Origin of the sequence: Kitasatospora sp. NPDC101801, assembly GCF_044766665.1 — a bacterium.
Classification (GTDB): Bacteria; Actinomycetota; Actinomycetes; order Streptomycetales; family Streptomycetaceae; genus Kitasatospora.
The window spans coordinates 1-22,722 of record NZ_JBIWML010000051.1 but is presented as its reverse complement, the minus strand read 5'-3'; the positions used below and the strand labels follow the sequence as shown (position 1 = coordinate 22,722).

Annotated in this window: 19 protein-coding genes and 2 pseudogenes; 9 read left to right on the top strand and 12 right to left on the bottom strand. The window is 71.4% G+C overall.

Annotated elements, in window-relative coordinates; all coding sequences use genetic code 11:
• Positions 1-294 precede the first annotated feature (294 nt).
• The 5 genes from ACIRPK_RS33515 to ACIRPK_RS33495 all read right to left on the bottom strand — a co-directional run bounded on the left by ACIRPK_RS33515 (position 295) and on the right by ACIRPK_RS33495 (position 4,066).
• The gene (locus ACIRPK_RS33515; RefSeq protein ID WP_403045808.1) at positions 295-711 is read right to left on the bottom strand and encodes an SsgA family sporulation/cell division regulator; all 417 of its coding nucleotides are present in this window, start codon (positions 709-711) and stop codon (positions 295-297) included.
• Positions 712-1,153: 442 nt separating this feature from the next.
• Positions 1,154-1,714 (bottom strand): ATP-binding protein, encoded by a 561-nt coding sequence (locus ACIRPK_RS33510; protein WP_403045806.1) that lies wholly within the window; start codon positions 1,712-1,714, stop codon positions 1,154-1,156.
• Complete coding sequence (locus tag ACIRPK_RS33505) at positions 1,711-2,103, bottom strand: STAS domain-containing protein (protein WP_403045803.1); 393 nt, start codon at positions 2,101-2,103, stop codon at positions 1,711-1,713. Before ACIRPK_RS33505 ends, ACIRPK_RS33510 begins: the two co-directional genes overlap by 4 nt.
• Positions 2,104-2,189: 86 nt before the next feature.
• A complete protein-coding gene (locus tag ACIRPK_RS33500) occupies positions 2,190-3,059 on the bottom strand; it encodes a SigB/SigF/SigG family RNA polymerase sigma factor (protein ID WP_403045800.1) in 870 nt (289 codons plus the stop codon).
• A 239-nt stretch (positions 3,060-3,298) separates the two neighbouring features.
• Positions 3,299-4,066, bottom strand: a complete 768-nt coding sequence (locus tag ACIRPK_RS33495; RefSeq protein WP_403045797.1) for a response regulator — start codon at positions 4,064-4,066, stop codon at positions 3,299-3,301.
• A 112-nt stretch (positions 4,067-4,178) separates the two neighbouring features.
• Between ACIRPK_RS33495 and ACIRPK_RS33490 the strand changes: the two genes are divergently transcribed.
• The gene (locus tag ACIRPK_RS33490; RefSeq protein ID WP_403045794.1) at positions 4,179-5,795 is read left to right on the top strand and encodes an ATP-binding protein; all 1,617 of its coding nucleotides are present in this window, start codon (positions 4,179-4,181) and stop codon (positions 5,793-5,795) included.
• Positions 5,792-6,979: a PP2C family protein-serine/threonine phosphatase gene (locus ACIRPK_RS33485; RefSeq protein ID WP_403045792.1), complete on the top strand. Its 1,188-nt coding sequence runs from the start codon at positions 5,792-5,794 to the stop codon at positions 6,977-6,979. Before ACIRPK_RS33490 ends, ACIRPK_RS33485 begins: the two co-directional genes overlap by 4 nt.
• A 97-nt stretch (positions 6,980-7,076) precedes the next feature.
• On the opposite strand, the gene ACIRPK_RS33480 is transcribed toward ACIRPK_RS33485, so the two are convergent.
• The 3 genes from ACIRPK_RS33480 to ACIRPK_RS33470 all read right to left on the bottom strand — a co-directional run bounded on the left by ACIRPK_RS33480 (position 7,077) and on the right by ACIRPK_RS33470 (position 8,979).
• Complete coding sequence (locus ACIRPK_RS33480; RefSeq protein ID WP_403045857.1) at positions 7,077-7,466, bottom strand: SsgA family sporulation/cell division regulator; 390 nt, start codon at positions 7,464-7,466, stop codon at positions 7,077-7,079.
• Positions 7,467-7,991: 525 nt separating this feature from the next.
• Positions 7,992-8,288: a hypothetical protein gene (locus tag ACIRPK_RS33475; RefSeq protein WP_403045789.1), complete on the bottom strand. Its 297-nt coding sequence runs from the start codon at positions 8,286-8,288 to the stop codon at positions 7,992-7,994.
• 544 nt (positions 8,289-8,832) lie between these two features.
• Complete coding sequence (locus ACIRPK_RS33470; RefSeq protein WP_403045787.1) at positions 8,833-8,979, bottom strand: hypothetical protein; 147 nt, start codon at positions 8,977-8,979, stop codon at positions 8,833-8,835.
• Between the two features lie 209 nt (positions 8,980-9,188).
• On the opposite strand from ACIRPK_RS33470, the gene ACIRPK_RS33465 reads away from it, so the two are divergent.
• The 4 genes and pseudogenes from ACIRPK_RS33465 (at position 9,189) to ACIRPK_RS33450 (ending at position 14,637) form a co-directional block, all read left to right on the top strand.
• Positions 9,189-9,542, top strand: coding sequence for a PRC-barrel domain containing protein (locus ACIRPK_RS33465; protein WP_403045784.1), 354 nt, complete (start codon positions 9,189-9,191; stop codon positions 9,540-9,542).
• Between the two features lie 846 nt (positions 9,543-10,388).
• A complete protein-coding gene (locus ACIRPK_RS33460) occupies positions 10,389-11,003 on the top strand; it encodes an ABC transporter ATP-binding protein (RefSeq protein ID WP_403045781.1) in 615 nt (204 codons plus the stop codon).
• A gap of 4 nt (positions 11,004-11,007) precedes the next feature.
• The gene (locus ACIRPK_RS33455; RefSeq protein ID WP_403045779.1) at positions 11,008-12,951 is read left to right on the top strand and encodes a YhgE/Pip family protein; all 1,944 of its coding nucleotides are present in this window, start codon (positions 11,008-11,010) and stop codon (positions 12,949-12,951) included.
• A 177-nt stretch (positions 12,952-13,128) separates the two neighbouring features.
• Positions 13,129-14,637: pseudogene (locus ACIRPK_RS33450) on the top strand (ISL3 family transposase).
• A 234-nt stretch (positions 14,638-14,871) separates the two neighbouring features.
• Here the strand turns inward: ACIRPK_RS33450 and ACIRPK_RS33445 are convergent.
• A complete protein-coding gene (locus tag ACIRPK_RS33445; RefSeq protein WP_403045777.1) occupies positions 14,872-16,329 on the bottom strand; it encodes a sensor histidine kinase in 1,458 nt (485 codons plus the stop codon).
• Complete coding sequence (locus ACIRPK_RS33440; protein ID WP_403045775.1) at positions 16,322-16,999, bottom strand: response regulator transcription factor; 678 nt, start codon at positions 16,997-16,999, stop codon at positions 16,322-16,324. The genes ACIRPK_RS33445 and ACIRPK_RS33440 overlap by 8 nt, the downstream gene beginning before the upstream one ends.
• A gap of 214 nt (positions 17,000-17,213) precedes the next feature.
• Between ACIRPK_RS33440 and ACIRPK_RS33435 the strand changes: the two genes are divergently transcribed.
• The 3 genes from ACIRPK_RS33435 (at position 17,214) to ACIRPK_RS33425 (ending at position 19,657) form a co-directional block, all read left to right on the top strand.
• Complete coding sequence (locus tag ACIRPK_RS33435) at positions 17,214-18,506, top strand: DUF2079 domain-containing protein (RefSeq protein WP_403045772.1); 1,293 nt, start codon at positions 17,214-17,216, stop codon at positions 18,504-18,506.
• A gap of 333 nt (positions 18,507-18,839) precedes the next feature.
• The gene (locus tag ACIRPK_RS33430) at positions 18,840-19,424 is read left to right on the top strand and encodes a DUF2975 domain-containing protein (RefSeq protein WP_403045770.1); all 585 of its coding nucleotides are present in this window, start codon (positions 18,840-18,842) and stop codon (positions 19,422-19,424) included.
• Positions 19,424-19,657, top strand: coding sequence for a helix-turn-helix domain-containing protein (locus ACIRPK_RS33425; RefSeq protein WP_403045769.1), 234 nt, complete (start codon positions 19,424-19,426; stop codon positions 19,655-19,657). Before ACIRPK_RS33430 ends, ACIRPK_RS33425 begins: the two co-directional genes overlap by 1 nt.
• Before the next feature lie 28 nt (positions 19,658-19,685).
• On the opposite strand, the pseudogene ACIRPK_RS33420 reads toward ACIRPK_RS33425, so the two are convergent.
• Positions 19,686-19,984 (bottom strand): annotated as a pseudogene (locus tag ACIRPK_RS33420) (IS5/IS1182 family transposase); the annotation flags it as partial.
• A 161-nt stretch (positions 19,985-20,145) separates the two neighbouring features.
• The gene (locus ACIRPK_RS33415) at positions 20,146-21,810 is read right to left on the bottom strand and encodes a SpoIIE family protein phosphatase (RefSeq protein ID WP_403045767.1); all 1,665 of its coding nucleotides are present in this window, start codon (positions 21,808-21,810) and stop codon (positions 20,146-20,148) included.
• Positions 21,811-22,722 lie beyond the last annotated feature (912 nt).

Sequence of the window (22,722 nt, the reverse complement as noted above, 5' to 3'; positions counted from 1 at the left end):
TGGATCCGCGCCGGACGACCCGTCAGAACCGGCTCTCCCGCCCGTTGTCGCCCGTGATCGGCGTCGGCAACCCGACCTCGCTGGGACTGCGCCCCGGCTTCACAGCGCCGCGATCGCCGGCCCCGACGTCACGGCAGATACGGATCGGGGCCGGCGCCGCCGCAGCCGGGATCCCGCTTCGGGGCCAGGTGACGCAGTGGCCGGGCGGGGTACGGGTGGCGGGCCTGGCATCGGGGGCGAGGGCGTGAGCGCCGCGCCGGTGGGGGAGACGTGGCCGACGGCGCGGCCGGGCCGTCAGACGGCGTCGCGGACGAGCGCAGCGAGTTCGGCGTCCCAGGAGATCAGTTGCTCTTCCGAGCCGGTCGCCACCAGAGTTTCGGCCTCGTTCAGGAAAGCCTCCAGTTCCTGGGTGTGCAGTACCAGGAGGGCGCAGCCGTTGTGGTCGCGCAGTTCGATGGTGGTCCGTGCCGCTCCGTACGGGCTCACCCTGACGTCTCCGTGGCCCGCACGGCGGGACAGCCCGTCGCTGAGGAGTTGGCGGGCGAACGTCCACGCCACCGGGGTGCTGTCGAAGGTGAGCTCGGGGCCGAAGAGCATGCGGACCGCGAAGGGGTCACTGCGTTGGTACTCGATTCGTGCCGTGAAGCGAACCGGTGCCAGCGGGCCGATGAGCACTCCGGTGATCGGGTGGACGACCGATTCGAACGGCATGGCGGGAACTCCCGTGACTGGCGGCCCAGATGGCCGGTGCGGGCTGCGTTTTCCCGTGATCGCTGGGGTCATGCTCCTGCGTCAGGGTGAACCGTTCTGCCCGGCTGCCGGCGGTAACGGCTCCTCGGCCGCGTCGACGGGGCCGAGGAAGCCGGTGGGGAGGAGCACCTCGCGGCCGAAGACCATGGGCCGGTGTCGACCACGACGTGCGCGGAGTCGACGACCTCGGCGTGCTTGTCGACCTTCCCGATGTGGCCGTCGGCCGCCTCCACCCGGTACCCGGCCAGGTCGGTCCCCGCCGCACAGCCCTCGGTACCCTCACAGCCCGGGTGGCCACGGTGCCTACCTACGGCAGGTCGGCGACCCGGACGGACGGGGACGGCCTACGCGGCCGTCAAGAGCACGCAACGGATCGGCGGCACGGTCCCGCTCTGACGGACGGTCAGGGGCGAGGAGCGTCGATCTCGGCCCAGACGGTCTTGCCCGACGGGTGGGGGCTGGTGCCCCACCCGTCGGAGATCGTGGACACGATGTGAAGGCCGTGGCCGCCGGGTGTCGCCGGCTGGCGCGGTTCGCGCGGCGCGGGTGCGGTCCGGGAGGCGTCGGTGACCTCGACGCGCAGGCGGGTATCGGTGGCGTGGAGGACGAGGTCCTGGGGGCCGTCGGCGTGGAGCATGGCGTTGGCGACGAGTTCGACGACCAGCAGCACGACGTCGTCGGCGCCGGGCCACGACCAGTCGGCCAGAGCTCCGGCGCTGAACTGCCGTGCGCGGGTGACCGGTTTGCGCTGCCCGTCGAGCACCAGGCACCGCCGCTGGCCGCCGGGGGGCAGCGTCAGCAAGGTGTCGGGCAGGTGGTCGTCGAGGGTCTGCCGGGTGATGCTCATTCGGTCGACCCTTCGAGTTGACGGTCCGTGCCACATCGCCTGCCCGCTGCGCCACGGTTGATGCGGCTGGACGGCATGATCCGTCAGAACCCGCACAGGAGTGATGGTGATCGTCACGACAGCTCCTCGAGCGCGGCCCGGACGGTGGGATACAGATCGAACGCGGCGTGGGCACCGGTGATCTCCAGCAGCCGCTGGACGGGTTGCGACACCGCCGCCAGCCGAAGCCCCGTGCCGGCGGCGAGGGCGCTCGTGCGGGCCAGCAGCAGCATGTTCAGTCCCGAGGAGTCGCAGAACCTCACCTGTGCGAGGTCGACGACGACGAGACGGCTGTCGCGCAGGGCCCCGGCGAGAGCTTCCTGGGCAGGCGCCAGCGAGTCGATGTCGAGGTCGCCGGCGATGCGGCAGACCAGGCCGCCGTCGCCGCCGGGCCGCAGTTCGATGCCGATGCCGTCATCGAGGGCGATGGTGCCGGCCCCGGCGGGCGGCTGGTCGTGTGACCGCATTCTCATACCCTCTCACCGTGTGGGTGATGGTCTGTGGGCGGGCGGGTGATGGCTGATCATCCCGCGTCGTGTGGGTTCGGCGGCTCTCAGGCCGCGTCGAGGCATTGGCGCAACTGCTTGAGGATGCGGGTCAGGACGCGGGAGACGTGCATCTGTGACAGACCGAGGCGCTCGCCGATCTGGGACTGCGTCAGTTCCTCGGTGAAGCGCATCGACAGGATCAGGCGGTCGCGCTCGGGCAGGGCGGCGATCAGGGGCTGGAGGGAGACGAGGTTGTCGACCAGGCCCAGCCGTTCGTCGGTGCCACCGAGCTTGGCGGCGAGGGCACCCGGGCCGTCGTCGTCCGGCCCGGCGGGGAGGTCGAGGGAGTCGGTGCTGTGCGCGTTGGAGGCGGTCAGGCCCTCGATGACCTCCTCCTGCGAGAGTCCGAGGTGCGCGGACAGCTCGGCCACCGTCGGGGCCCGGTCGAGGTTCTGCGAGAGTGCGTCCTGGGCCTTGGCCAGGGTCAGACGCAGTTCCTGGAGGCGACGGGGCACGTGGACGGCCCAGGTCGTGTCCCTGAAGTGCCGGCGCAGCTCGCCGAGGATGGTGGGGATGGCGAAAGTGGTGAACTCCAGGCCCCGTTCGACGTCGAAGCGGTCGATGGCCTTGATCAGACCGACCGCGCCGACCTGCATCAGGTCCTCCGTGCTCTCCCGGTGCGACCCGAAGCGGCGCAGCGCGAAGCGGATCAGGGAGAGGTTGAGCTCCACCAGCGAGCCCCGCACGTAGGAGTACTCCCTGGTGCCCTCCTCCAGACCGGCGAGGCGCACCAGCAGCACCCGGGTCAGGTCCCGCGCGTCGCTCGGCGCGACCTCCGTCAGCTCGCCGAGCTCCACCAGCTCCGGCGCGACCTCGCGCGGACTGCGCGGCGGCGCGACGTGTACGCGGTCCTCCGTCGGGGCAGGCGCTGCCATCAGGAGCTGATCCCTCGTCACGGTCATGTCGGTCCTCCCCAGCGGCGTAATGGTCTGCCCCCGTATGCCCTCTCTCGACAAGCCCATGCCCCTCAATCATGTGAAGAATTTGTGGCTTTTTCGCGTGGGTGAGAGGGATGGTGAAAATCGCTTTCAGGCCGGGGCGATGGTCCGTCGACTGCGGGGCGGCAGCACCCCGGCGTGACCTTGCCAGTGCGGCCCGGTCGGTCGGCGCGGTGTCAGTCGCAGGGCGGGCGGGTGGCGGTGTCGAGGTAGAAGGCGTCGATGCTCTGCACCGCCTGCTCGAACTCGACGAGGTTGACGGGCTTGGTGACATAGGCGTTGGCATGGCTGCTGTAGGCGCCGTTGACATCGTCGGGGGCGGAGGAAGTGGTGAGCACGACGACGGGAATGGTCCGCAGGTCCTCGTCGGTCTTCAGCACCCGCAGCAGGTCCCGGCCGTTCATCCGGGGCATGTTGAGGTCCAGCACGATCAGGTCGGGGCGGATCGTGCCGGGGGTGCGCAGGTGCTCCAGGGCTGCGAGTCCATCCGTCACCTGGACGAGGTTGCGGGCGCCTCGCTCGGTGAGCGCCTCCTCGATGAGGATGGCGTCGGCCGCGTCGTCCTCGACCAGCAGGACATCGAACGCGCGAGCAGGGCTGATCATCATCAGGGTCTCCGTAGGTGCTTCATCGGAATGGTCGAAGATGCCCGGCCAGCGCAGCCGGGCACCCTGGCGGGTGAGCCCGCAGGCCGAGCCGAGCTGCGGATAGCCGGCCCCGGCACGGGCCGCGGTGACCGCGGCCTCGCGCTGGAGACGCTCGGCGGCCCGCTGGAGCTGGTCCAGCATGTGGAGCGCGCCCAGGGCGGGTGCGGTACCCCTGCTCCCCGGGGGATCCTCCAGCAGTTGCAGGACGAGGCTCCGGGCGAGGCGTGCCACCGCCGCTTCCGCGACGGCGGCCGTCTCCTCCGGGGTGGAGCGGAGCACGAAGTTCTTTCCGGGCATGACCGGTACTTTAGGCCGCAATCCGACCCTCGACAACAACACTTGTCGCAATGCCTCTACAGTATGCGCTGGTCCCCTACAGGAGGGCCGCCATCCGGAGGGGCGAACAACGATGCACGACGACCGCAGGCCGCCGCGTACGCGGTCCCTGTCCACGTGGACGACCAGGCGCTGGCTGCGCGTCGGCGTCGCCCTGTCGCTGACCGTCCTGGCCGCGCTCGGCCTGACCGGGGCGTGGGTGCTGCAGCGGACCGAGAACATCAGCGTCGAGCTGGTCGACACCCGCTCACCCGCCCTGACGTCCTCGTTCCGCCTGGAAGCGGCGATGCTCAACCAGGAGACCGGCATCCGCGGCTACGGGCTGACCGGCAACCCCGACTTCCTGGAGCCCTACCGACGAGGACTGGCCGACCAGGCCGCCTACACCGCCCGGCTCGCCGAACTGCTGCCCGGCGAGGCCCAGGCCCTGGGAGACCTGACCGCGGTGAAGGCGGCCATCGCCACCTGGCAGGAGAAGGTCGCCCGGCCGATCGCCGCCGAGCCCCCGGGTGCACCCAGCCCCCTGGTCGCGAGTCTGTCCACCGACGGCCAGGCCTCCTTCGACGCGGTGCGCACCGCGATGACCGCCCAGCAGGACCGCCTGCGCGCCGACCGTGCCGCCTCCCGCGACGCCCTCACGTCGACCTTCGACCTGCGCAACTGGATCTTCACCGCCATCGCCGCGGTCATCGCCCTGCTCACCGTGCTGGTCTTCGAGGGCCTGCGCCGGGGCATCAACCAGCCGCTTGAGCAACTGGGTTCGGACGCGCGCCGGATCGCCGTAGGCGACTTCGAGCACCCCATCACCGCCACCGGGCCGGCCGACCTGCGGCGCCTGAGCGGGGAGATCGACTTCATGCGGCGGCGCCTGGTGCGCGAGCTCGCCTTCACCGAGGAGGCGAGGGTGCGCCTGGACGCCCAGGCAGCCGACCTCCAACGCTCCAACACCGAGCTGGAGCAGTTCGCCTACGTCGCCTCGCACGACCTCCAGGAGCCGCTGCGCAAGGTCTCCAGCTTCACCCAGCTGCTGCAGCGCCGGTACGGCGGTCAACTCGACGCCCGGGCCGACCAGTACATCGACTTCGCCGTCGACGGCGCGAACCGGATGCAGACGCTGATCAACGACCTGCTCGACTTCTCCCGCGTCGGCCGGGTCCTGCACACCACCGTCGAGGTCGACCTGGAGGAGACCTTCGAGCGCGCCCTGGACGCGCTCAGCGTCAGCGTCCAGGAGGCGGGCGCCGACATTACCCACGACCCGCTGCCCGCGCTGGTCGCCGACTCCACCCAGATGGGCATGCTCTTCCAGAACCTGATCGGCAACGCGGTGAAGTTCCGCCGCCCCGGCGAGCAGCCGCGCATCCACGTCACGGCGGAGCGCGAAGGCCCGCTGTGGCGCCTCGCGATCACCGACAACGGCATCGGCATCGCCCCGGAGTTCGCCGACAAGGTCTTCGTCATCTTCCAGCGCCTGCACACCAAGGAGGCGTTCGGCGGCAGCGGCATCGGCCTGGCGATGTGCAGGAAGATCGTCGAGTTCCACGGCGGCACCATCACCGTCGACCCCGACCACCGCGACGGCACCCGCATCGTCTTCACCCTCGCCGCCGAACCGCAGCACACTCCCGGCGCCTCCACCCTGCCCGAGGCCGTCCGCGCCGGAACCGGAGCGGAGCGGCAAGCGCCATGACCTCCACCGCTCAGTCCGGGTCGGCTGACGACCAGCAGGTCTACCGGGTGCTGCTGATCGAGGACGACGATGCCGACGCGATCCTGGTCGAGGAGCTCCTGCTCGACACCGGCCTGCACCACGAGCTCACCGTCAGCACCACCATCGCCGCCGCCAAACAGATCCTTGCCACCCAGCGGATCGACTGCATCCTGCTCGACCTCCACCTGCCCGACGCGGCCGGCACCGCCGCCATCACCGCCGTTCGCGAACTGGCCCCCCACAACGCCGTCATCGTGCTGACCGGCCTGGCCGAGGAGAAGGCCGGCACCGACGCGATGGCGGCAGGCGCCCAGGACTACCTCGTCAAGGGCAAGGTCGAACCCGAACTCCTGCGCCGCACCCTGCGCTACGCCGTCTACCGCAGCCGCACCGAACGCACCGCCCTCGAAGCCCAGACCATCAGGCTGCGCGCCGAGGAGAACGCCCGCCTGGAGCGCGGCCTCCTTCCGCCGCCCATCCTCGGCACCTCCACCGTGACGGTGACCAGCCGCTACCTGCCCGGCACCGCGATGGCGCTGCTCGGTGGCGACTTCCTCGACGTCGTCGTCGGAGACGACGGACTCCTGCACGCGGTCGTCGGCGACGTCAGCGGACACGGCCGCGACGCCGCCGCGCTCGGCGTGCTCCTGCGGGCGTCCTGGCGCGCACTCGTCCTCGGTGGCCATCGCGGCGCGGACCTGCTGCACCTGATGGAGCGTGTCCTGGTCGCCGAACGCGGCGGGGAGTCGTACTTCGCCACCTGCACCCTGCTCACCCTCGACCAGCAGCGGGGCACCGCCACCGTCCACTTGGCCGGCCACCACGAACCCCTGCTCACCGGCCCGGGCGGCACCGTCGAGGTGAGTGCCGCCCACGGCATCGCCCTGGGCATCCTGCCGGGCCTGCGGAACTGGCCCAGCACCACCGTCCCGCTTCCCGAGGCCGGTGCCCTGACCATCTACACCGACGGCCTGACCGAGGGTCACAACGGCAGCACCGGCGCGCGCCTCGGCACCGACGGTCTGCTCGCCCTGATCAACACTGCCGCGCCGACCGACCCGGCCACCCACGTCGACCTGCTCATCAGACGGGCCCAGACCCTGAACGCCCACCGTCACACCGACGACCTCGCCGTCCTCCACCTCCAGTGGAGCCCGCAGTAGCCGGAGCACCGCCGCCGGGACCGAAGCCGGCACTGCGATCTTCGCCCGGCGGACGCGGGGGCGGGCCCGGCGGGGGCGGGAGCTTTCCGATCGGCCGTCAGATCCGATCAGGGGGTGTGCGGCCGAGCAGCACGTCGATGACTTCGTCGATCCGCAGGTGCGTGGATTCCGTCCCCGCTGCCACCAGGCGGTGAGTGCGCTCCAGGAACTCCCGCACCGGCGCGAGCGGGGTGCGCAGCCGGGCCGCTCCGCCGGCGCCGCGCAAGGTGATGACCAGGTCCGAGTCGCCGGGCCGCCCGGGCTCCACGCTCACATCGCCGCTCCCGCAGGGGCGGGAGCAGCCCCCCCGGGGCAGCTCGCGGCCGAAGGTCCACCGCACGGGCACGGCTGAGTCGACGTGGCAGTCCAACCGGACCGCGTACGGGTCGCCGCGGTGGTAGCCGAGGCACGCGGCGACCCGCACCGGGAGGCCGGGAGCGACGAGCATGCTCACGTTGAGCGGAACGCTGCAACCGTCCTCGCCCAAGGGCTCCGCCCCGGGTGCCGTGGTGCCGCTCACGACGGCACCGGCAGGGCGGGTGAGCCAAGCTCCTGGGTCGGCGCGGGCGGAGCCGGGCGAGGGGACGGACGGGTGCGCTGATCCCGATCCCCGGGAACGGCACGCCCCTCCCGTCGGAACCGAGCCGCCGGCTGGGCGTAGATCGGCGGATCGGGACGAGACAGCTCCACGCGGCGCTCGGCGAGGCCATGTCGCGGCCAGCTCATGCCCGGACCAACGAGCCCCGCTCGCGGCCGGTCATTGCCACACCGCCGGTACCTGCAACTGACGGGAGCGTGTCACGGCTTTTTGCGTGGAGCAGCCGGCGGTGTCGGGCCAGGAAATCGGAGGAATTCACGATTGCTTATTCGGAGCCGCGCGAGTTTCGGATTGGCCGCGTTCTGATGATTCTTTTTCGCCACTGTGGGTGACCCCTTTCAGGGTCACCCACAGTGGCGAAAAAGGAATTGCTCGTCAGAGGACGATGATGATTCCCCCGACGCCGTACCAGAGGCCGCCGTAGTACCAGCCCCAGCCCCAGCCGGGGTACCAGCCCCACTGTCCGTGGCTGGTCACGTTGACGCTGATGTGGCTGGTGTGGGCGCTGAACTGCTGGTTGTAGCCCGTGGAGTAGGAGTACGAGGAGCTGCTGGTCACGTTCACGGAGCGCGCTTGCGCGGCGCCGGCGGAGGAGGCGGCGGCGATCGGGACGGCCACGGCCGTCACCGCGAGCGAGCATGCCGCAATGGATCGTGCGAGTTTGCCGGTCATTTTCTGTCACCTCGGAAAGGAGTCAGATGATTTCCCGTCCACAAATCTATGACCCGAGTTCGGGATGTGCCATCCGGGAAAGCCGGTACATGAATCGGGTGGGCTGGACGGATATCTTCGTCTCGTCCTCCCGGGCGAACGAGGCTGTTCGCACAGGTGGCCCAGCTCGGCGGGGCCGTCGCGCGCGGTGGTGCTCGGCGTCGGCGCGAGGGTGGATCCCCTACCCCGCACACCAGAAGTGACCCCCTCACATGGAAGGGAGCACGGCCCGCCTGCTCGCACAACCGCCGGCATCGTCGCAGTTCCCGCCGCAGGTTCCGCCTTCGCGGGCACCTGCGGCTGGGAGCAGTTCTACGGCCACCAGGTGAACGCCTCCACCAGGAACGTCAGCTACAGCGAGAGCAACACCTTCTACGCGAGCGACGACTGGTCCGGCGACGACTGCGACGGTCATGACCACTCCATCCCGCCGTGCCCGCAGAGGACACGGCTCATCCGGCCGGTACGCGCCCGGACCGGCGCAGCAGGTGGCCCGGTGGGTTGTTCAGCGGGCGTGGCGGGCGGGGTGCTGGCCGGTACTGGCGGTCGTGAGTCGGCGGGCGCCGCGGTGGCGTCCGCTCGAGCTCCTGGCGGTTTCGACGGTGGCGACCACAACGAGCGCGAGCAGGGCGAGCATCAGCAGAAGCATCATGGGCGGGTCCTCCGGCTCAGGAGATCGTTGCGGTGCCGTCCGCCTGCCCTCGATCGCCGGGTCAACACCCCATCTCGCCGCCGGAGTTGCCGCGCCGGTCCGTTGCCTTCCGGCGGTCCGTGAGCTGCGCAAGTTCGCACGAATGCAACTGGATGCCCGGGGTAGCCGACCGACCGTCAGAGCAACACCGAAGCGTTGAGGAGGCAGTTGTGAGCAGCGGACTGTGGGGCTACGAGGGTGCCGAGGGCTATGCGGCGGGCACCGACCTGACCGGGTACCGGGTGGAGGCGACCGACGGCCACATCGGGAAGGTCGACAAGCACACCGTGGACGTCGACTCCGCCTCGATCGTGGTGGACACCGGCCCGTGGATCTTCGGCCGTGAGGTGCTCCTGCCTGCGGGCACCATCACCCGCGTGGATGCGGCCGAGGAAACGGTGTGGATCAACCGAACCAAGGACGAGATCAAGAACTCTCCCGAGTACGTCAAGGAGCAGCACACCGACGACCTCGACTACCGCAACCGCCTCGCCGGCTACTACGGCAGCGGCACCGCGCACTGAGTACCCGCCGGTAGGACGGCGGCGGCCCGCCCGGAGGCGGGCCAGTGCTGCGACGGGGTGGGACGGTCCCAGGACCGTCCCACCCCGTTTCGCTTGGTGGGAGTGCTACGTGAGGGCAGGGAATGAGAGCGGGACGGCTTGTTCTGGTCGGCTCGGTCCGGCTGGCTGGCTGGCCAGCTCTGGTCATGACCGCTCGCCGTCGTTTCCCCACGCCCGCCTTCTCCGGGAGCGCCACCGGCACCGGCACGGCCGCTCCGGTGCCGGCGCCTGCGAGCGGGCGCCGGGTGCTGCCGGCCCCGACCAGCTCCGGTTGACGTTGGTAGCTGCGGCCGTCACGGCGTCGCCGACGGCGGCTGCGGTGATGCGCCGGGCGCGGGGAATCAGCTTGATGACAGCCTCGGCGGACGATATGTGCCGACGTGCCCGACGGCAAGGACGCTGCTGCGAAGGCCGAGGCCCTCTTGGCCGGAGCGCGCTCCGGCTCTCGGGTCAGCGGACGGTGACCTGGAGATCCGCACGGCGCGCGCCGACCGGCAACGCGTGGCGCCGAGGTGCCACCCCCGCTCGTCGGCACTGCTCGGTCCGGCGCCCGCGCTTCGCAGTGCCCGGGCACGGCGGCGTCGCCGTCCCCGGCGGCGACGAACCCGCTGCCCGCTTCGGTCACCTGTGCCGTCTGGTCGCCGGGGTGCCCCCGTTCAGCGCTCTGCATCCGGCCAGGAGCCGAACAGGGCGCATGTTCGGGCCGATTGCGGTTACCCGTGAGTAGTGACTGTGCTTGGGGAAGCCGTGACGGCTCGGGGAATCAGTGTGCGTGGCCCGCGCGGGCCGGTGTTCGAGAATGTGGACGTGAACGTGCCGGGCGGGGGTTTGCTCGTCGTGCACGGGCCCGCCGGATCGGGGCGCACCAGCGTGCTGCTGGCCCTGTCCGGGCGGATGCGGCTGCACACGGGCGTGGTGCGGGTCGGACGGCACCGGGCTTCCGGGGCAGGTGCCGGGCGGGTGCGGCGGCTGGTCGCGGTCGCCCGGGCGGACGGTGCCGTCGCCGCCGAAGGCCGCTTGCGGGTAAGGGAGTTGATAGCCGAACGCTGCTGGCTGGAACCGGGCGTCACCCGGCGCAGGGTCGTCGAGGCCGCCCGCCCGCTCGGCCTGCACCTGCGCGCGGCGACGCTGATCGAGGACCTCCCACCACTCGACGCCCTGCTGCTCGATCTGGCCCTGGCGCTTGCGGCCGGTCCGCCGGTGCTCGCCGTCGATGCGGTCGACCGGGACTTCACCGGCCACGACCGCGACCGCGCCTGGCAGGCGCTGGCCGCGGTGACGGCCACCGGCCGCACCGTCCTGAGCACCACCGCCCAGCCGCCCGTGCCCGTGCCCGAAGGCGCCGTCCTGCTCGCCCTGCCGCACCGCTCGACCGATCTGCCGGCCGACCGCACGGCCCACGCCACCCCCCCCGCGAGGTGACCGCATGACCGCCCTCCGGCTCGCCCTGCTCGAACTGCGCCGCTTCCGCGGCCCGCTGCGCCGGCTGGTGCCGCTCCTGTTGTGCCTGATCCCTCTGCTGTACGGCGCCATGTACCTGTGGGCCAACTGGGACCCGTACGGCAAGACCGCCCGGATCCCGGTCGCCGTGGTGAACCTCGACCGGCCCGCCGTTGCCGCCGAGGGCCGGCCCGTGGACGCCGGCGCGCAGTTGGTGGAGCAGCTCAAGGCGTCGGGCACCTTCGGCTGGCAGTTCGTCGACCCCGCCACGGCCGACGCCGGGCTGCGCAGTGGCCGGTACGCGTTCACGGTCGAGATCCCGCCGGACTTCAGCGGCAGGCTGGCCACCGCAACCGACGCCCGCCCGCAGCAGAGCGGCGTCCTGCTGCGGCTCGACGACGCGAACAACTACATCGCCGGCATGATGACGGAAGTGGTCCAGTCGAAACTGCAGTCCCAGGTCGACTCGGCGGTTCATGAGGCGTACGTGCGCGCCGTCTACGGCGAACTGGCCGACTTCCGGAAAGAGTTGAAGGCCGCATCGGAGGGCGCGCACCAGCTGGTCGGTGCCACCGTCACCGCGCGCCAGGGCGCTGCGGCGCTCGCCGACGCCGCCGGTGGGGCGCGCGAGGGCAGCGCGCGGATCGCGGCGGGGGCGGAGCAGATCAGCCAAGCCGTCGGACAGGTCGACCGGGCCGCCGAGACCCTCAACCAAGCGGCGGCCGACCGGCTGCCGCAGGCCGCCGCCCAGCTGGTGACGGTCGCTTCGGTGGCCGCCGAAGCCGTCCGCACCGTGCACACCGGCACCTCGCAGGTCCGTCAGGGCACCACCGCCTCCCTCGCCGACCTGCGCCAACTTGTCTCTTCCCACCCCGAGTTGAACCAGGACCCGCTGTTCGCGCGGGCCCTGCGGCACGCCGAGCAGGTGGATGCCGGCGCCGCCGGGATCGACGAGCGCGCGGCGGCTGCCGACACCGCGGCCCAGCGCCAACTGGCCTCGGCCCGGGAGCTGGAGCGCGCCGCTGAGGCGGTGCGCCGCGACGCCTCAGCGCTGAACGCCCCGCTGCGGCTCCTGGATTCGGGGACAGCCGATGTGGCAGCAGGTACCGCGACCGTCGCCGGCGGCCTGGACTCGCTCCGCTCGGCGACCGGCGCCGCCGCCTCCGCTGCCGACCAGGCGCACGACGGTGCGACCCGGCTCACCGACACCGTCGACAACGGGCTGCACCGCATCCCCGACCTGACGGACCAGCAGACCGCCGACGCCGCCCGGGTACTGGGCACCCCGGCCCGCATCGACCGCACGAACCTGCACCCCGCCGGCGTGTACGGACGCGGAATGGCACCGTTCTTCTTCGGCATCGCGCTGTGGGTGTTCGGGCTGTTCGCCTACCTCCTGCTGCGGCCGGTCAACCTGCGGGCGCTGGCCGGCCGGGCCCGCTCGTGGAACGTCGCCGCCGCAGGCTGGCTCCCGGCCGCCCTGCTCGGCGCGGTGGCCGCCACCGTCCTCTACGCGGTGGTGGATCTGACCCTGGGCCTGGACGCGGTGCATCCCTGGGCCACCGTCGGCCTGCTGGTGCTGGGCGCCGCCTCCTTCGTCGCCGTCGACCACTTCCTGCGGACCTGGCTCGGAGTGGCCGGCGACGTCCTCTCCCTGGTGCTGCTGATCCTGCAGCTCACCGCAGCCGGCGGCCTCTACCCGGTGTCCACCGCCCCGGCGTTCTTCCAGACCATCCACCCGCTGCTCCCGATGACGTACCTGATCGACGGCCTTCGGGTCACCGTCTCCGGCGGACAGCCGTCCCACCTGCTGCGCGATGGCGTGGTGCTGCTCGCCTTCGGAGTCGCGTTCCTGGCACTGACCACGGTGGCCGTCCACCGCCAGCGGGTGTGGACCGTCGCGCGACTGCACCCGGACATCGCTCTCTGACCCTCACCTCACCGCACTGCCGATCGGGTTGTGCATCCTGCGGTGGGTGCGCCGGATGCGCTGACCGGCCGAGAGCGGGTCTGTACGGTGACCGGCTCTGTCCCGTATTCGGTGGTGACGAAGGGTGATGGTCGTCGTTGGCATGGTGTGCGTGATGTCAACGAGCTTGTGGGTGTGGTGTTTTCGGGGTTGTCTGCCTTGGTCGTCGAGGGCGTGACGGATGAGGGCGAGTTCATTCGGGTGTCGGCGCGGACCCGGGACGATCCGGTGCCGCGTCCGATGTGCGGGCAGCTGACGGGGCAGGTTCACGGTTTCCACGGGCGGGTGATCGCGGATGTGCCGGTGGACGGGCGGCGGGTCGTGGCGTCGGTGCGGGTGCGGCGCATGGTCTGCCCGGCTCTGGGCTGCCCGCGGCAGACGTTCCGCGAGCAGGTCCCCGGCCTGATCGAGCGCTACCAGCGGCGCACGCGACGACTTGCCGTCCAACTCGGGGAGATTGTGAAGGAATTAGCAGGCCGGGCGGGCGCCCGCCTCTCTCGCGTGCTGGCCTGCGCGGTCTCCCGCTCGACCGCCCTGCGCATGCTCATACGCCAGGCGATACCGTCACTGCGCATGCCGCGTGTGCTCGGCGTCGACGACTTCGCGCTCAAGCGCCGGCATCGCTATGCCACCGTGATCATCGACGCCGAAACCGGTGAGCGGATCGACGTCCTGCCCGACCGCACCACCAGAACCCTGGCCGCGTGGCTGCGCGCGCACCCTGGGGCCGAGTACGTCTGCCGCGACGGCTCCGCCTCCTACACTGAGGCGATCCGCCAGGCCCTGCCCGAAGCGGTGCAGGTCAGCGACAGATGGCACCTCTGGAGCAACCTGTGCGGGAAGGTCCTGGCCGAGGTCGGCTCCCACACCGCCTGCTGGGCGACCGCCGTGAACCCCGCCCGGCCGGGAGGAGTTCGCGAGCAGAGCACCCGCGAGCGCTGGCAGCGGGTCCACGACCTCCTCGGCAAGGGCGTCGGCCTGCTCGAATGCGCCCGCCGCCTCGACGTCGCCCTGAACACCGTCAAGCGGTACGCCCGCATGAACGAGCCCACCGCGGAGCGCCGCGCACCCCGCTACAAGTCGACCCTCGTCGACCCCTACCGCGACCACCTGCGCCGACGCAGGGCCGAGGACCCCGCGGTGCCGGTCACCCACCTCCTGCGCGAGATCGAGGAACTGGGCTACACCGGCAGCGCCAACCTCCTGGTCCGCTACCTCACCCAGGGCCGCGCCGAGGGCGACAAACCTGTCACCACCCCGCAGCGCTTCGCCCGCCTCCTACTCACCCGCCCCGAGAACCTGCGCGACAAGGACACCGCCCTGCTGCGAGAACTCACCACGGCCTGCTCCGAGATGACCGAACTCGCCCGTCTAATCTGAGAGTTCGCACAACTGCTGACGCCGGCCCAGGGCAACGACGCCAAGCTCACCGCCTGGATCACCTCAGTTCGCGCTGCTGACCTACCCCACCTGCGCTCCTTCACGAACGGCCTGGAACTCGACCGGGCCGCCGTCAACGCCGGACTCACCACCCCGCACCACAACGGCCGCACTGAGGGCGTCAACACCCGCACCAAGCGGATCATGAGGCAGATGCACGGCCGAGCCGGATTCCCCCTGCTCCGCCACCGCATCCTCCTCCAGTGATCACCACAGAGCGCTACCACCGAATACGGGACAGAGCCGGTCACCGTACAGACCCCCACCCCGTGACCGAGCCCGGCGGCGCGAACCCGCTCCGGCACCGCCGTGCTCTCCGCGCCCTTCACCGCGGCCGGGGCGACGCCCCGCTCCTCCACTCCTGCTCCTTCGTGTCTCGGACGTACGACCCGGCGGGTACGCCGGTGCGCGGTTCCCCCACTGGGGGAACCGCGCCCGCCGTCAGCCGGCCGTCGGGAGGCTGACCACCAGGTGGGCACCGTGGCCGCTCGGCGGCTCGGTGGCCGCGACGGTGCCGCCGAGCGTGGTGGCGATGGTGCGGGCCAGGGCGAGGCCGAGCCCCGCACCGCCGGCCGCGCGGGTGCGGTCGGCGTCCAGCCGGACGAAGCGGTCGAAGACCCGATCGCGGTCGGCAGCGGGGATGCCGGGTCCGTCGTCGGCGACGGTGAGTTCGGCCCGGCCGTCGACGGTGCGGAGGGTCACGGTGACCGTGGCGGCCGCGTGCCGGGCGGCGTTGTCCAGCAGGTTGCGCAGCAGGCGGCCGACCAGGACCTCCCGGCCGGCCACGGTGGCCTCGGCCAGGTCGCCGTGACAGGTCAACGCGGGGTCGGTGACGGTCCGTTCGGCCAACTGCTCGGCGACCAGGTCGTGCAGGGCGACCATGCCCTCCACCGGCCGGCCCTCCTCGGTGTCGGCGAGCAGCAGCAGGTCGTCGGCCAACTGCTGCAGCCGCTCGGTGTCGGTCAGCGCCCCGGCCACCACGGCGGGCCAGTCCGCCTGCTGCGGATGGGTCAGCGGGACTTCGAGCGAACTGCGCAGGGCGGCCAGCGGGCTGCGCAGTTCGTGCGAGGCGTCGGCGACCAGCCGGCGCTGCTCGGCCAGGGCGGTCTCCAGCTTGCTCAGCGTGGTGTTGGTGGTGCCGGCCAGCAGGAAGATCTCGTCCCTGGCTCTCGGGACGGGCACCCGCCGGTGGAAGGCGCCGTCGCCGATCACCGCCATCTGCCGCCGGATCGCCTCCACCGGGCGCAGCGCCAGGCCGGTGACCAGCCAGGCCATCAGGGCCACGAAGAGCGAGGCGCCGGGGGCGACGTACCAGGCGAGAAGCCGGGTCACGGTGGCGCTGGTCCGCTCGGCCTGGGCGGTGTCGACCAGGGTGTAGACGGAGAGCTGTTGGTCGGGCAGGCCGACGATGCCGGAGTACCGCTCGAGTTGGGCGCTGGTGAAGGTGTCGGCGGTGCGGGAGCGGTAGAACTGCAGTGAGGTGCCCGTCTGTTCGGGCAGGCCGAAGGCCAGGCCCGCATCGGACGGGAAGTCGAGCGTGACGGGTCCGAAGGAGAGGTCGGCAACCGGCTCCAACAGCCTGGGGCCGACCGGGTCCAGCCCGAAGGAGAGCCCCTTGCTCCGGGGGTCCGTCAACCCGAAGGAGCGCAGCCAGCGGCCGTCCTCGGCCAGCACCACGTAGGGGTCGCTCTGGTATGCCTCCTCGGGGGTACCGGGGATCTTGACCGAGACGTTCTCGAACGCGGTGAACGCCCGGTCCTCGGCACGCAGGTGCAGACTGTCCTGCACCGCTCCGCCAACCAGGACGGCGGCCACCCCGAAGGCGATCGCGGCGGCGACCAGCGAGGCCAGGGCCGCGCGGGCCCGGACACCGAAACCGAACCTGCGGCGGTCACTCATCGCCGGCCGCCAGTCGGTAGCCGATGCCGCGCAGGGTCTCGATCGTGCAGTGCGCGCCCGCGGCGGCCAGCTTGCGGCGCAGCGCGGCCACGTACACCTCGACGATGTTGACGTCCCCCCGAAAGGCGGAGTCCCAGACCGCGTCCAGGATGTCGGTCTTGGGCACCGCCTGGTCAGGGTGCCGGGCCAGGCACTGAAGCACGCCGAACTCCTTGACCGTCAGGGTCAGTTCGGCACCGTCGATGGTGCAGCGCCGGGCCGCCGGGTCGATCCGCAGGTCCGCCAGGGTCAGTACCAGGGGACGGGCGGTGGCCTCGCGGCGCAGCAGTGCGCGCAGCCGGGCGGTCAGCACCAGGTACGAGAATGGCTTGCTGAGGAAGTCATCGGCGCCGCAGTCCAGCGCCTCCGCCTCGTCGTACTCGCCGTTCTTGGCGGTGAGCATCAGAATCGGCACCGAATTCTGCTCGCGGCGCAGCTCCTGACAGACCCGGAATCCGTTCAGGCCGGGCAGCATCAGATCCAGCACCACGGCGGCATAACCTCCGTCGCGGGCCCTTTCCAACCCGGTCAGACCGTCTCCGACCACGTCGACGGCATAGCCCTCGGCTCGTAGTCCCTGGCTGAGCGACTGTGCCAGCCGCTCCTCGTCCTCCACCATCAGCAGGCGCATCAGGCCAGCCTAGAGCAGTTCGGCGATATGTAAAGCGCGCTGCCCGTTATGGCAAGAAGGTCCTCTCTGAACAAATCTTCAGCTTCGTTCAGAATTCCTTCAGCACGTTTTGCCTAGCGTCGCCGAAGTGAATAGTGAGCGATGGGCCAATGCACCGGCACGGCATTCATGGATTCCCGTTGTCCCCGTTTTCGGATTTCATCTGCTGCTCTCGGTGTCCCGGCACCGGCGGATGGAGAGCAGCGGGTTCGACCTGGGCATCTTCGAGCAGGGGGTCCGGGCCTACGCCGGGCTGACCGCACCGGTCTCCACCCTGAAAGGCGCCGGGTTCAACCTGCTGGGGGATCACTTCAGCCCGCTGCTGGTGGTGTTGGCTCCGGTCTACCGGCTGGTCCCGGCGGCGAGCACGCTGCTGGTGGTCCAGGCGCTGCTGGTCGCGCTCTCCTGCGTCCCGGTCACCGGGCTGGCGGTCGACCGGCTGGGCCGGTCGCGCGGGGTGGCGGTGGGATTGGCGTACGGGCTGTCCTGGGGGCTGTGCCGGGCGGTCCGGTTCGACTTCCACGAGGTGGCGCTGGCCGTGCCGTTGATCGCCTGCGCGGTGGCGGCGCTGGCCCGTGGGAGGCACCGGGCGGCGGTCTGCTGGGCGCTGCCGCTGCTGCTGGTCAAGGAGGACCAGGGGCTGATGCTGGCCGGGATCGGTGCGTACGTGTTCTGCCGGGGGCGCCGCCGGCTGGGCGCCTCGGCGGTACTGGCGGCGGTGGCCGGCACGCTGTTGGCGGTCCTGGTCCTGGTGCCCGCGGTCAATCCGGGCGGGGTGTGGACCTACGGCGCGAACGGCGACTGGCAGGGCAACCCGCTGACCCGGCTGCTGCTGCCCTGGTCCAAGTGGGGCACGGTGGCCATGCTGTTGGCACCGACCCTGTTCGTGGCGGTGCGCTCGCCGCTCGCGCTGCTGCTGGTGCTGCCGCTGGCGTGCCGGTTCTGGACACCGGCCCCGACCTACTGGGGTACCGGGCAGCACTACAACGCGGTGCTGATGCCGGTTCTCTTCCTGGCCCTGGTGGACGGGCTGCACCGGCTCCGCAGCCGCGCGGCCGTACCGGGGTGGCGCCGTCGGGCGGTCGCGGCGGTGCCCGCGCTGGCCCTGGCACTCGCCGTGGCACTCGCCCCGCTGCCCGACCCGGCCGGGCCGAACGCCGCCGTACGGGACGCCCGGCGGACCCTGGCGGTGATACCCGACGGCGCGACGGTGGCCGCCGCCAACCGGCTGGCGCCGCAGCTCACAGGCCGCTGCACCGTCTCGCTCTTCCCGTACCTCACCTTCCCCGGCGCGGAAGGGCCGAACTGGCGCCCCGAGGCCCGCTGGGTGGCGGCCGAGGACCGGCCCGGCGACTTCCCGGTGCCGCAGTCCGAGCAACTCGCCGTGCTGGACTCCCTGCCGAGGGCCGGCTACCGGGTGGCGGCCACCGGCGGCGGGGTCACGGTCTACGAGTGGACCGGCAGCTGACGGCGGGTCAGCCGCCGGCGACCACGCCCACTGGGCGTGAAGCAAGACGGCTGGCCACTCGGATAGGGAGGGGCCAGCCGTCGGATCGTCCGGAGCGGCGAGTGGTCAGCCGGTTGCGCGGTCGTCCAGGACGACGCGGGGGCTGCCGTCGAAGTCGGTGCTGGTGTCGGGCCGCGCCCACTCGCGGCGGCCTGGTCGCGTGACCGGGTGCAGCGATCACCTCGGCCCGGATCGCCTCACTGCCCCGAGGCCCGTCCCGAGGCCCTCAGACTTGTCGAATATCGATATGCTCCCTAGTCTGGGGCATATCGAAAATCGATGGGGAGGAATGCGATGAACACGCGACTCACGAGGGCCCTGGCCTCGGTGACCTTTGCGCTGGCGGGGCTTTTCGGGCTCGTCTTCATCGGCACGACCGTCAGTCACGTGCTCGACGACGGGGCGGTCTGTGCACAGACGGGCTTCTGGGCCAATGCCCCGCTGACCGGCGGCCTGCCGGTCGAGGAGGGCGTGAAAGCATCCAGCAGCGCCGCGCGCCTCTGCCAGGACGGTCCCTCCACGGGTCAGCGCGCCGCCGACCTGGCGGGCCAACTGCCTTGGCTGCTGTTCGCCTCCCTCGCTCTGCTGCTCTTCTCCTTGCTGCTGAGTGCCGTCCTGGAACACGGGCCGTTCACCGAGGCGGTGGCGAAACGGCTCTCCGTTCTCGGCTGGTTCGTTGCCGTGGGCATGCCGCTGGCCGGCCTCGTCGTCGGCTGGTCGCAGTCCTGGCTGGTCGGTAGCATGGCGCCGGTCGCGGGCTCCGGGCCGACGGTCTCCGGACCGCTGGAACTCGTTTTTGCCGGCCTCGCCGCAGTGATCATGGGGAAGATCATGCGCGAAGGCGTACGCATGCGAGAGGACCTCGAAGGGACCATCTGATGCCCGAAGAGGAACTCCACACGATCCGGATCCACCTCGACCGGCTCCTCGCTGAGCGCGGCATGACGCTCACCGAACTCTCCGCCCAGGTGGGCATCACCGTCGTCAACCTGTCCGTACTCAAGAACGAGCGGGCCAAGGCCGTCCGCTTCTCGACCCTCTCGAGGATCTGCGACGTCCTGCGGTGCCAGCCGGGAGACCTGATCACCCACGAACCTGCCGAGCGGGTCTGACTCGGCGTTTCGTTCCTGGTTTTGAGGGTCAGGTTTCGCGCCAGGTGGGGATGGTTTCGCCGGTGAGACGGCGGGTCATGAGGTTGATCGTGGCAAGGTGGATAATGGCTTCGGAGCGGGCTGGGAGGGCCTCGTGGTCGCGGGCCAGGCGGCGGGGGTTCATCAGCCAGCCGAGGGTGCGTTCGACGACCCAGCGGCGGGCTGGACGACGAATCCTCTCGTGGTGGGGTCGCGGCGGATGATTTCCATGTCGATGCCGAGGGTGGCGGCGTGCTCGACGACGGCGTTCTTGTAGCCCATGTCGGCCCAGGCTTTGCGGAGGGTGGGGACTCTGTTGCTCAATTCTCCTGGCCGAGGTCGTGTCGGAGGTCCACGGGCGGGCACCACACTCGTTCTGGTCTGCCGGACGGAAGCGCCTCGATGACTGTCACCACGCTCGCCCACGCCCACGCCCACCCCGATGCCGATGACGACGGCCCGGCCTGCCGTTACGGAGTAGCGGGGGTGCGGGCGGCGACGAGGGTGATGTCGTCGCGGGTGTCGCCGAGGTCTTTGGCCAGCCGTGTGCACAGGTCGGCCAGGGGCAGGTCGCGGTGGGTGTCGGTGTGGCGGCGTAGCCGGGTCATGCCGGTGTCCAGGTCCTGGGTGCGGGATTCGACCAGGGCGTCGGTGTACAGGAGCAGGGTGGCGTCGGCGGGCAGGGTCATACGGGCGGTGGGGCGGTGGGTGGTGGGGGCGACGCCCAGAAGCATGGCAGGGGGTGCGGTGAGGTAGGAGGCGGCGCGGTGGGTGTTGATCAGCAGGGGTGGCGGGTGGCCTGCTACCGACCAGGCCAGTTCCCACGGGCCGTGGGGGGTGGGGTGCAGGCGGGCGAGAATGAGGGTGGCGGCGTCGGCTCGGGTCAGCAGCGCCTGGGCGCGGTCCAGACGTTCCAGGATCTGGCCGGGGTCTTCTTCGGGGCGGTCGGCGGCCAGGGCTCGGAGCATGTTGCGGAGTTCGCTCATGCGGGCCGCGGCGTGGATGTTGTGGCCGGTGACGTCGCCGATGACCAGGGCGGTGTCGCCGTCGGGCAGGGGGAAGGCGTCGTACCAGTCCCCGCCGACTTCCGCGGATTGCTGGGCGGGCTGGTGGTGGGCGGCCAGTTCGATGCCGGGGACGGCGGGCAGGTCGGTGAGCAGGGCGCGTTGGAGGGTCGTGGCGATGTCGGCCTGGGCGGCGTGCAGGCGGGTGTTGTCGAGGCCGAGCGCGGTGCGGCGTGCCACTTCCTCGGCCAGGATGCGGTCCGCCTCGTTGAAGCCGGGGCCGGCGGCGCCGCGGGTCACGGTGAGGGCGCCCAGGGTGGTGTCGCGCAGGCGCAGGGGCACGACGAGGGCTTCGTCGGCTTCGGTGAGGTCGAGCAGGTCGGTTCCGGTGCCCGGTCGTGCGGTCAGGCCGGTCAGGTGCTGGACGCCGGCGCCGTGACCGATCCGGTCCAGGGCCGTGCGGTGGCCCGGGTGCAGACTGGTGCGGGCCGCCTCGGGGGCTGGGGTGATCGCGTCGGGGGTGTGGTGGGCCCACGCCACCCTGCGCACGGTCCGGCCGTGGGTCAGGTCGGCGATCGCGGTGTCCCCAAGACGCGGTACCAGTTGCCGGACCAGGCGTTCCAGAGACTGGTCGCCGTCCAGGGTGCTGACCATCGCCAGGGTCAGCTCGCCGAGCCAGGTGATCTCGGAGAGGTCGTACTGGGCCTGCTCGCGCATCGTCTCGCTGTGCGCGTAGCGCACCGCGCTGCGGTCTGCGCGGTCGCGCTGGCCGGTGGCGTCGTGGAAGACCACCACCGCGCCGGCCCCGCCCTTGGCGCCGGGCTCCGGCCGGGCGGGCAGCGGGGCGGCGGACCACCACACCGGCAGCGGGGTCCCGTCGGCACGCAGCAGCACGGCGCGGTCGCCGCTGATGCGCCTGCCCGCGGCGACGTCCTGCAGGACCGGGCGCTGCCCGCGCAGCCCGTCGGTGTTGCCGGTGTGGGGGTTAAGCGCTTGGTGGGCATCGACCCCAACCAGTGTCCCGGGCCGGTAGCCCAGCAGGCGTTCGGCCCACGGGTTGCAGGCGATCACCCGCCCGTCGGGGTCGACGGCGTAGACGCCCGCAGCGGCGGCATCGAACAGTGACGACATCAACCCTCCGTCCCCGAGGAGAGCGGTGGGTATGCCGGTGGCGGTGGAGCGGTTCATGGGCCACCGTGTGCCCCGCGATCGGGGATGGATTCCAGCAGAATCACTCCTTCCGATGCCGCCTGATGTGCGGTCGCGCCCGGGCCCTGGTGTTCACGCACAGCACAGCCTGGTCCACGCGAGCAGACGTCGCTTTCGGTGACAGGCTCCGTAGGCCGCACCGCATCCCCGCGACCGCGCGCCCACTGTTCGGCCGTGCGTGCTGGCACTCCCGGCCCCGAGGGGCCCGCGGGGCGCACCTGCGCGATCTCCCACATCCGAGGCGCGCGCCTTCGTGCCGGGTGGTGCTGCTCGCCGCGGCTGCTGCACCTTGTCCCGGCCAGCGCCACCCTCAGGACGTGCTGGTGCCTTGGGTTTCGCGCGGCGGTGGTCAGCGTCCGGGCGGGGCCGGTTCGGTTCTTGACGGTGATGCGTTGGTGAGGTCGGCGCCGGTGGTGGCATCGCGCTGTGAGCGGTTGGTGGCACATGACGGTCGCGTCGTCCTGCAGACGGCCGTGGGCCGCGTCGACCACCCGCGCCGATCAGGGCGCGGGCGGCTTCGCGCGGGTGCAGGGCGCGAGTGCCGGCGATCACGTCCGCCAGGGCCAGGCTTTCGGCGTTGCGCTCCAGCATCCCGTCGGTCAGCATCACCAACCGGTCCCCGGCCGCAGGTCCGAGGGCTGCACCCGGTAGGAGTGCGGGAATTTGAAGCCGAACGGCATATCGGTCTTCGGGGACACCTGCCTGACCTTCCCCTCGCGCATTAGTGGCGGCCAGGGGTCAGGGTCATTGCATGATCGCGATCTGTCCGGGTTGATCACGTGAGGCCGAGGGCTGCCAGGGGTCGGTGGTGGTCGCGGCCGGTGTGGCGGAGGG

Excerpts from the sequence above, each read along its gene's own strand:
- ACIRPK_RS33515 (WP_403045808.1), bottom strand. The coding sequence starts at position 711 with ATGCCGTTCGAATCGGTCGTCCACCCGATCACCGGAGTGCTCATCGGC.
- ACIRPK_RS33505 (WP_403045803.1), bottom strand. The coding sequence starts at position 2,103 with ATGCGGTCACACGACCAGCCGCCCGCCGGGGCCGGCACCATCGCCCTC.
- ACIRPK_RS33500 (WP_403045800.1), bottom strand. The coding sequence starts at position 3,059 with ATGGCAGCGCCTGCCCCGACGGAGGACCGCGTACACGTCGCGCCGCCG.
- ACIRPK_RS33495 (WP_403045797.1), bottom strand. The coding sequence starts at position 4,066 with ATGCCCGGAAAGAACTTCGTGCTCCGCTCCACCCCGGAGGAGACGGCC.
- ACIRPK_RS33490 (WP_403045794.1), top strand. The coding sequence starts at position 4,179 with ATGCACGACGACCGCAGGCCGCCGCGTACGCGGTCCCTGTCCACGTGG.
- ACIRPK_RS33485 (WP_403045792.1), top strand. The coding sequence starts at position 5,792 with ATGACCTCCACCGCTCAGTCCGGGTCGGCTGACGACCAGCAGGTCTAC.
- ACIRPK_RS33480 (WP_403045857.1), bottom strand. The coding sequence starts at position 7,466 with ATGCTCGTCGCTCCCGGCCTCCCGGTGCGGGTCGCCGCGTGCCTCGGC.
- ACIRPK_RS33475 (WP_403045789.1), bottom strand. The coding sequence starts at position 8,288 with ATGACCGGCAAACTCGCACGATCCATTGCGGCATGCTCGCTCGCGGTG.
- ACIRPK_RS33470 (WP_403045787.1), bottom strand. The coding sequence starts at position 8,979 with ATGATGCTTCTGCTGATGCTCGCCCTGCTCGCGCTCGTTGTGGTCGCC.
- ACIRPK_RS33455 (WP_403045779.1), top strand. The coding sequence starts at position 11,008 with ATGACCGCCCTCCGGCTCGCCCTGCTCGAACTGCGCCGCTTCCGCGGC.
- ACIRPK_RS33445 (WP_403045777.1), bottom strand. The coding sequence starts at position 16,329 with ATGAGTGACCGCCGCAGGTTCGGTTTCGGTGTCCGGGCCCGCGCGGCC.
- ACIRPK_RS33440 (WP_403045775.1), bottom strand. The coding sequence starts at position 16,999 with ATGCGCCTGCTGATGGTGGAGGACGAGGAGCGGCTGGCACAGTCGCTC.
- ACIRPK_RS33430 (WP_403045770.1), top strand. The coding sequence starts at position 18,840 with ATGAACACGCGACTCACGAGGGCCCTGGCCTCGGTGACCTTTGCGCTG.
- ACIRPK_RS33425 (WP_403045769.1), top strand. The coding sequence starts at position 19,424 with ATGCCCGAAGAGGAACTCCACACGATCCGGATCCACCTCGACCGGCTC.
- ACIRPK_RS33415 (WP_403045767.1), bottom strand. The coding sequence starts at position 21,810 with ATGTCGTCACTGTTCGATGCCGCCGCTGCGGGCGTCTACGCCGTCGAC.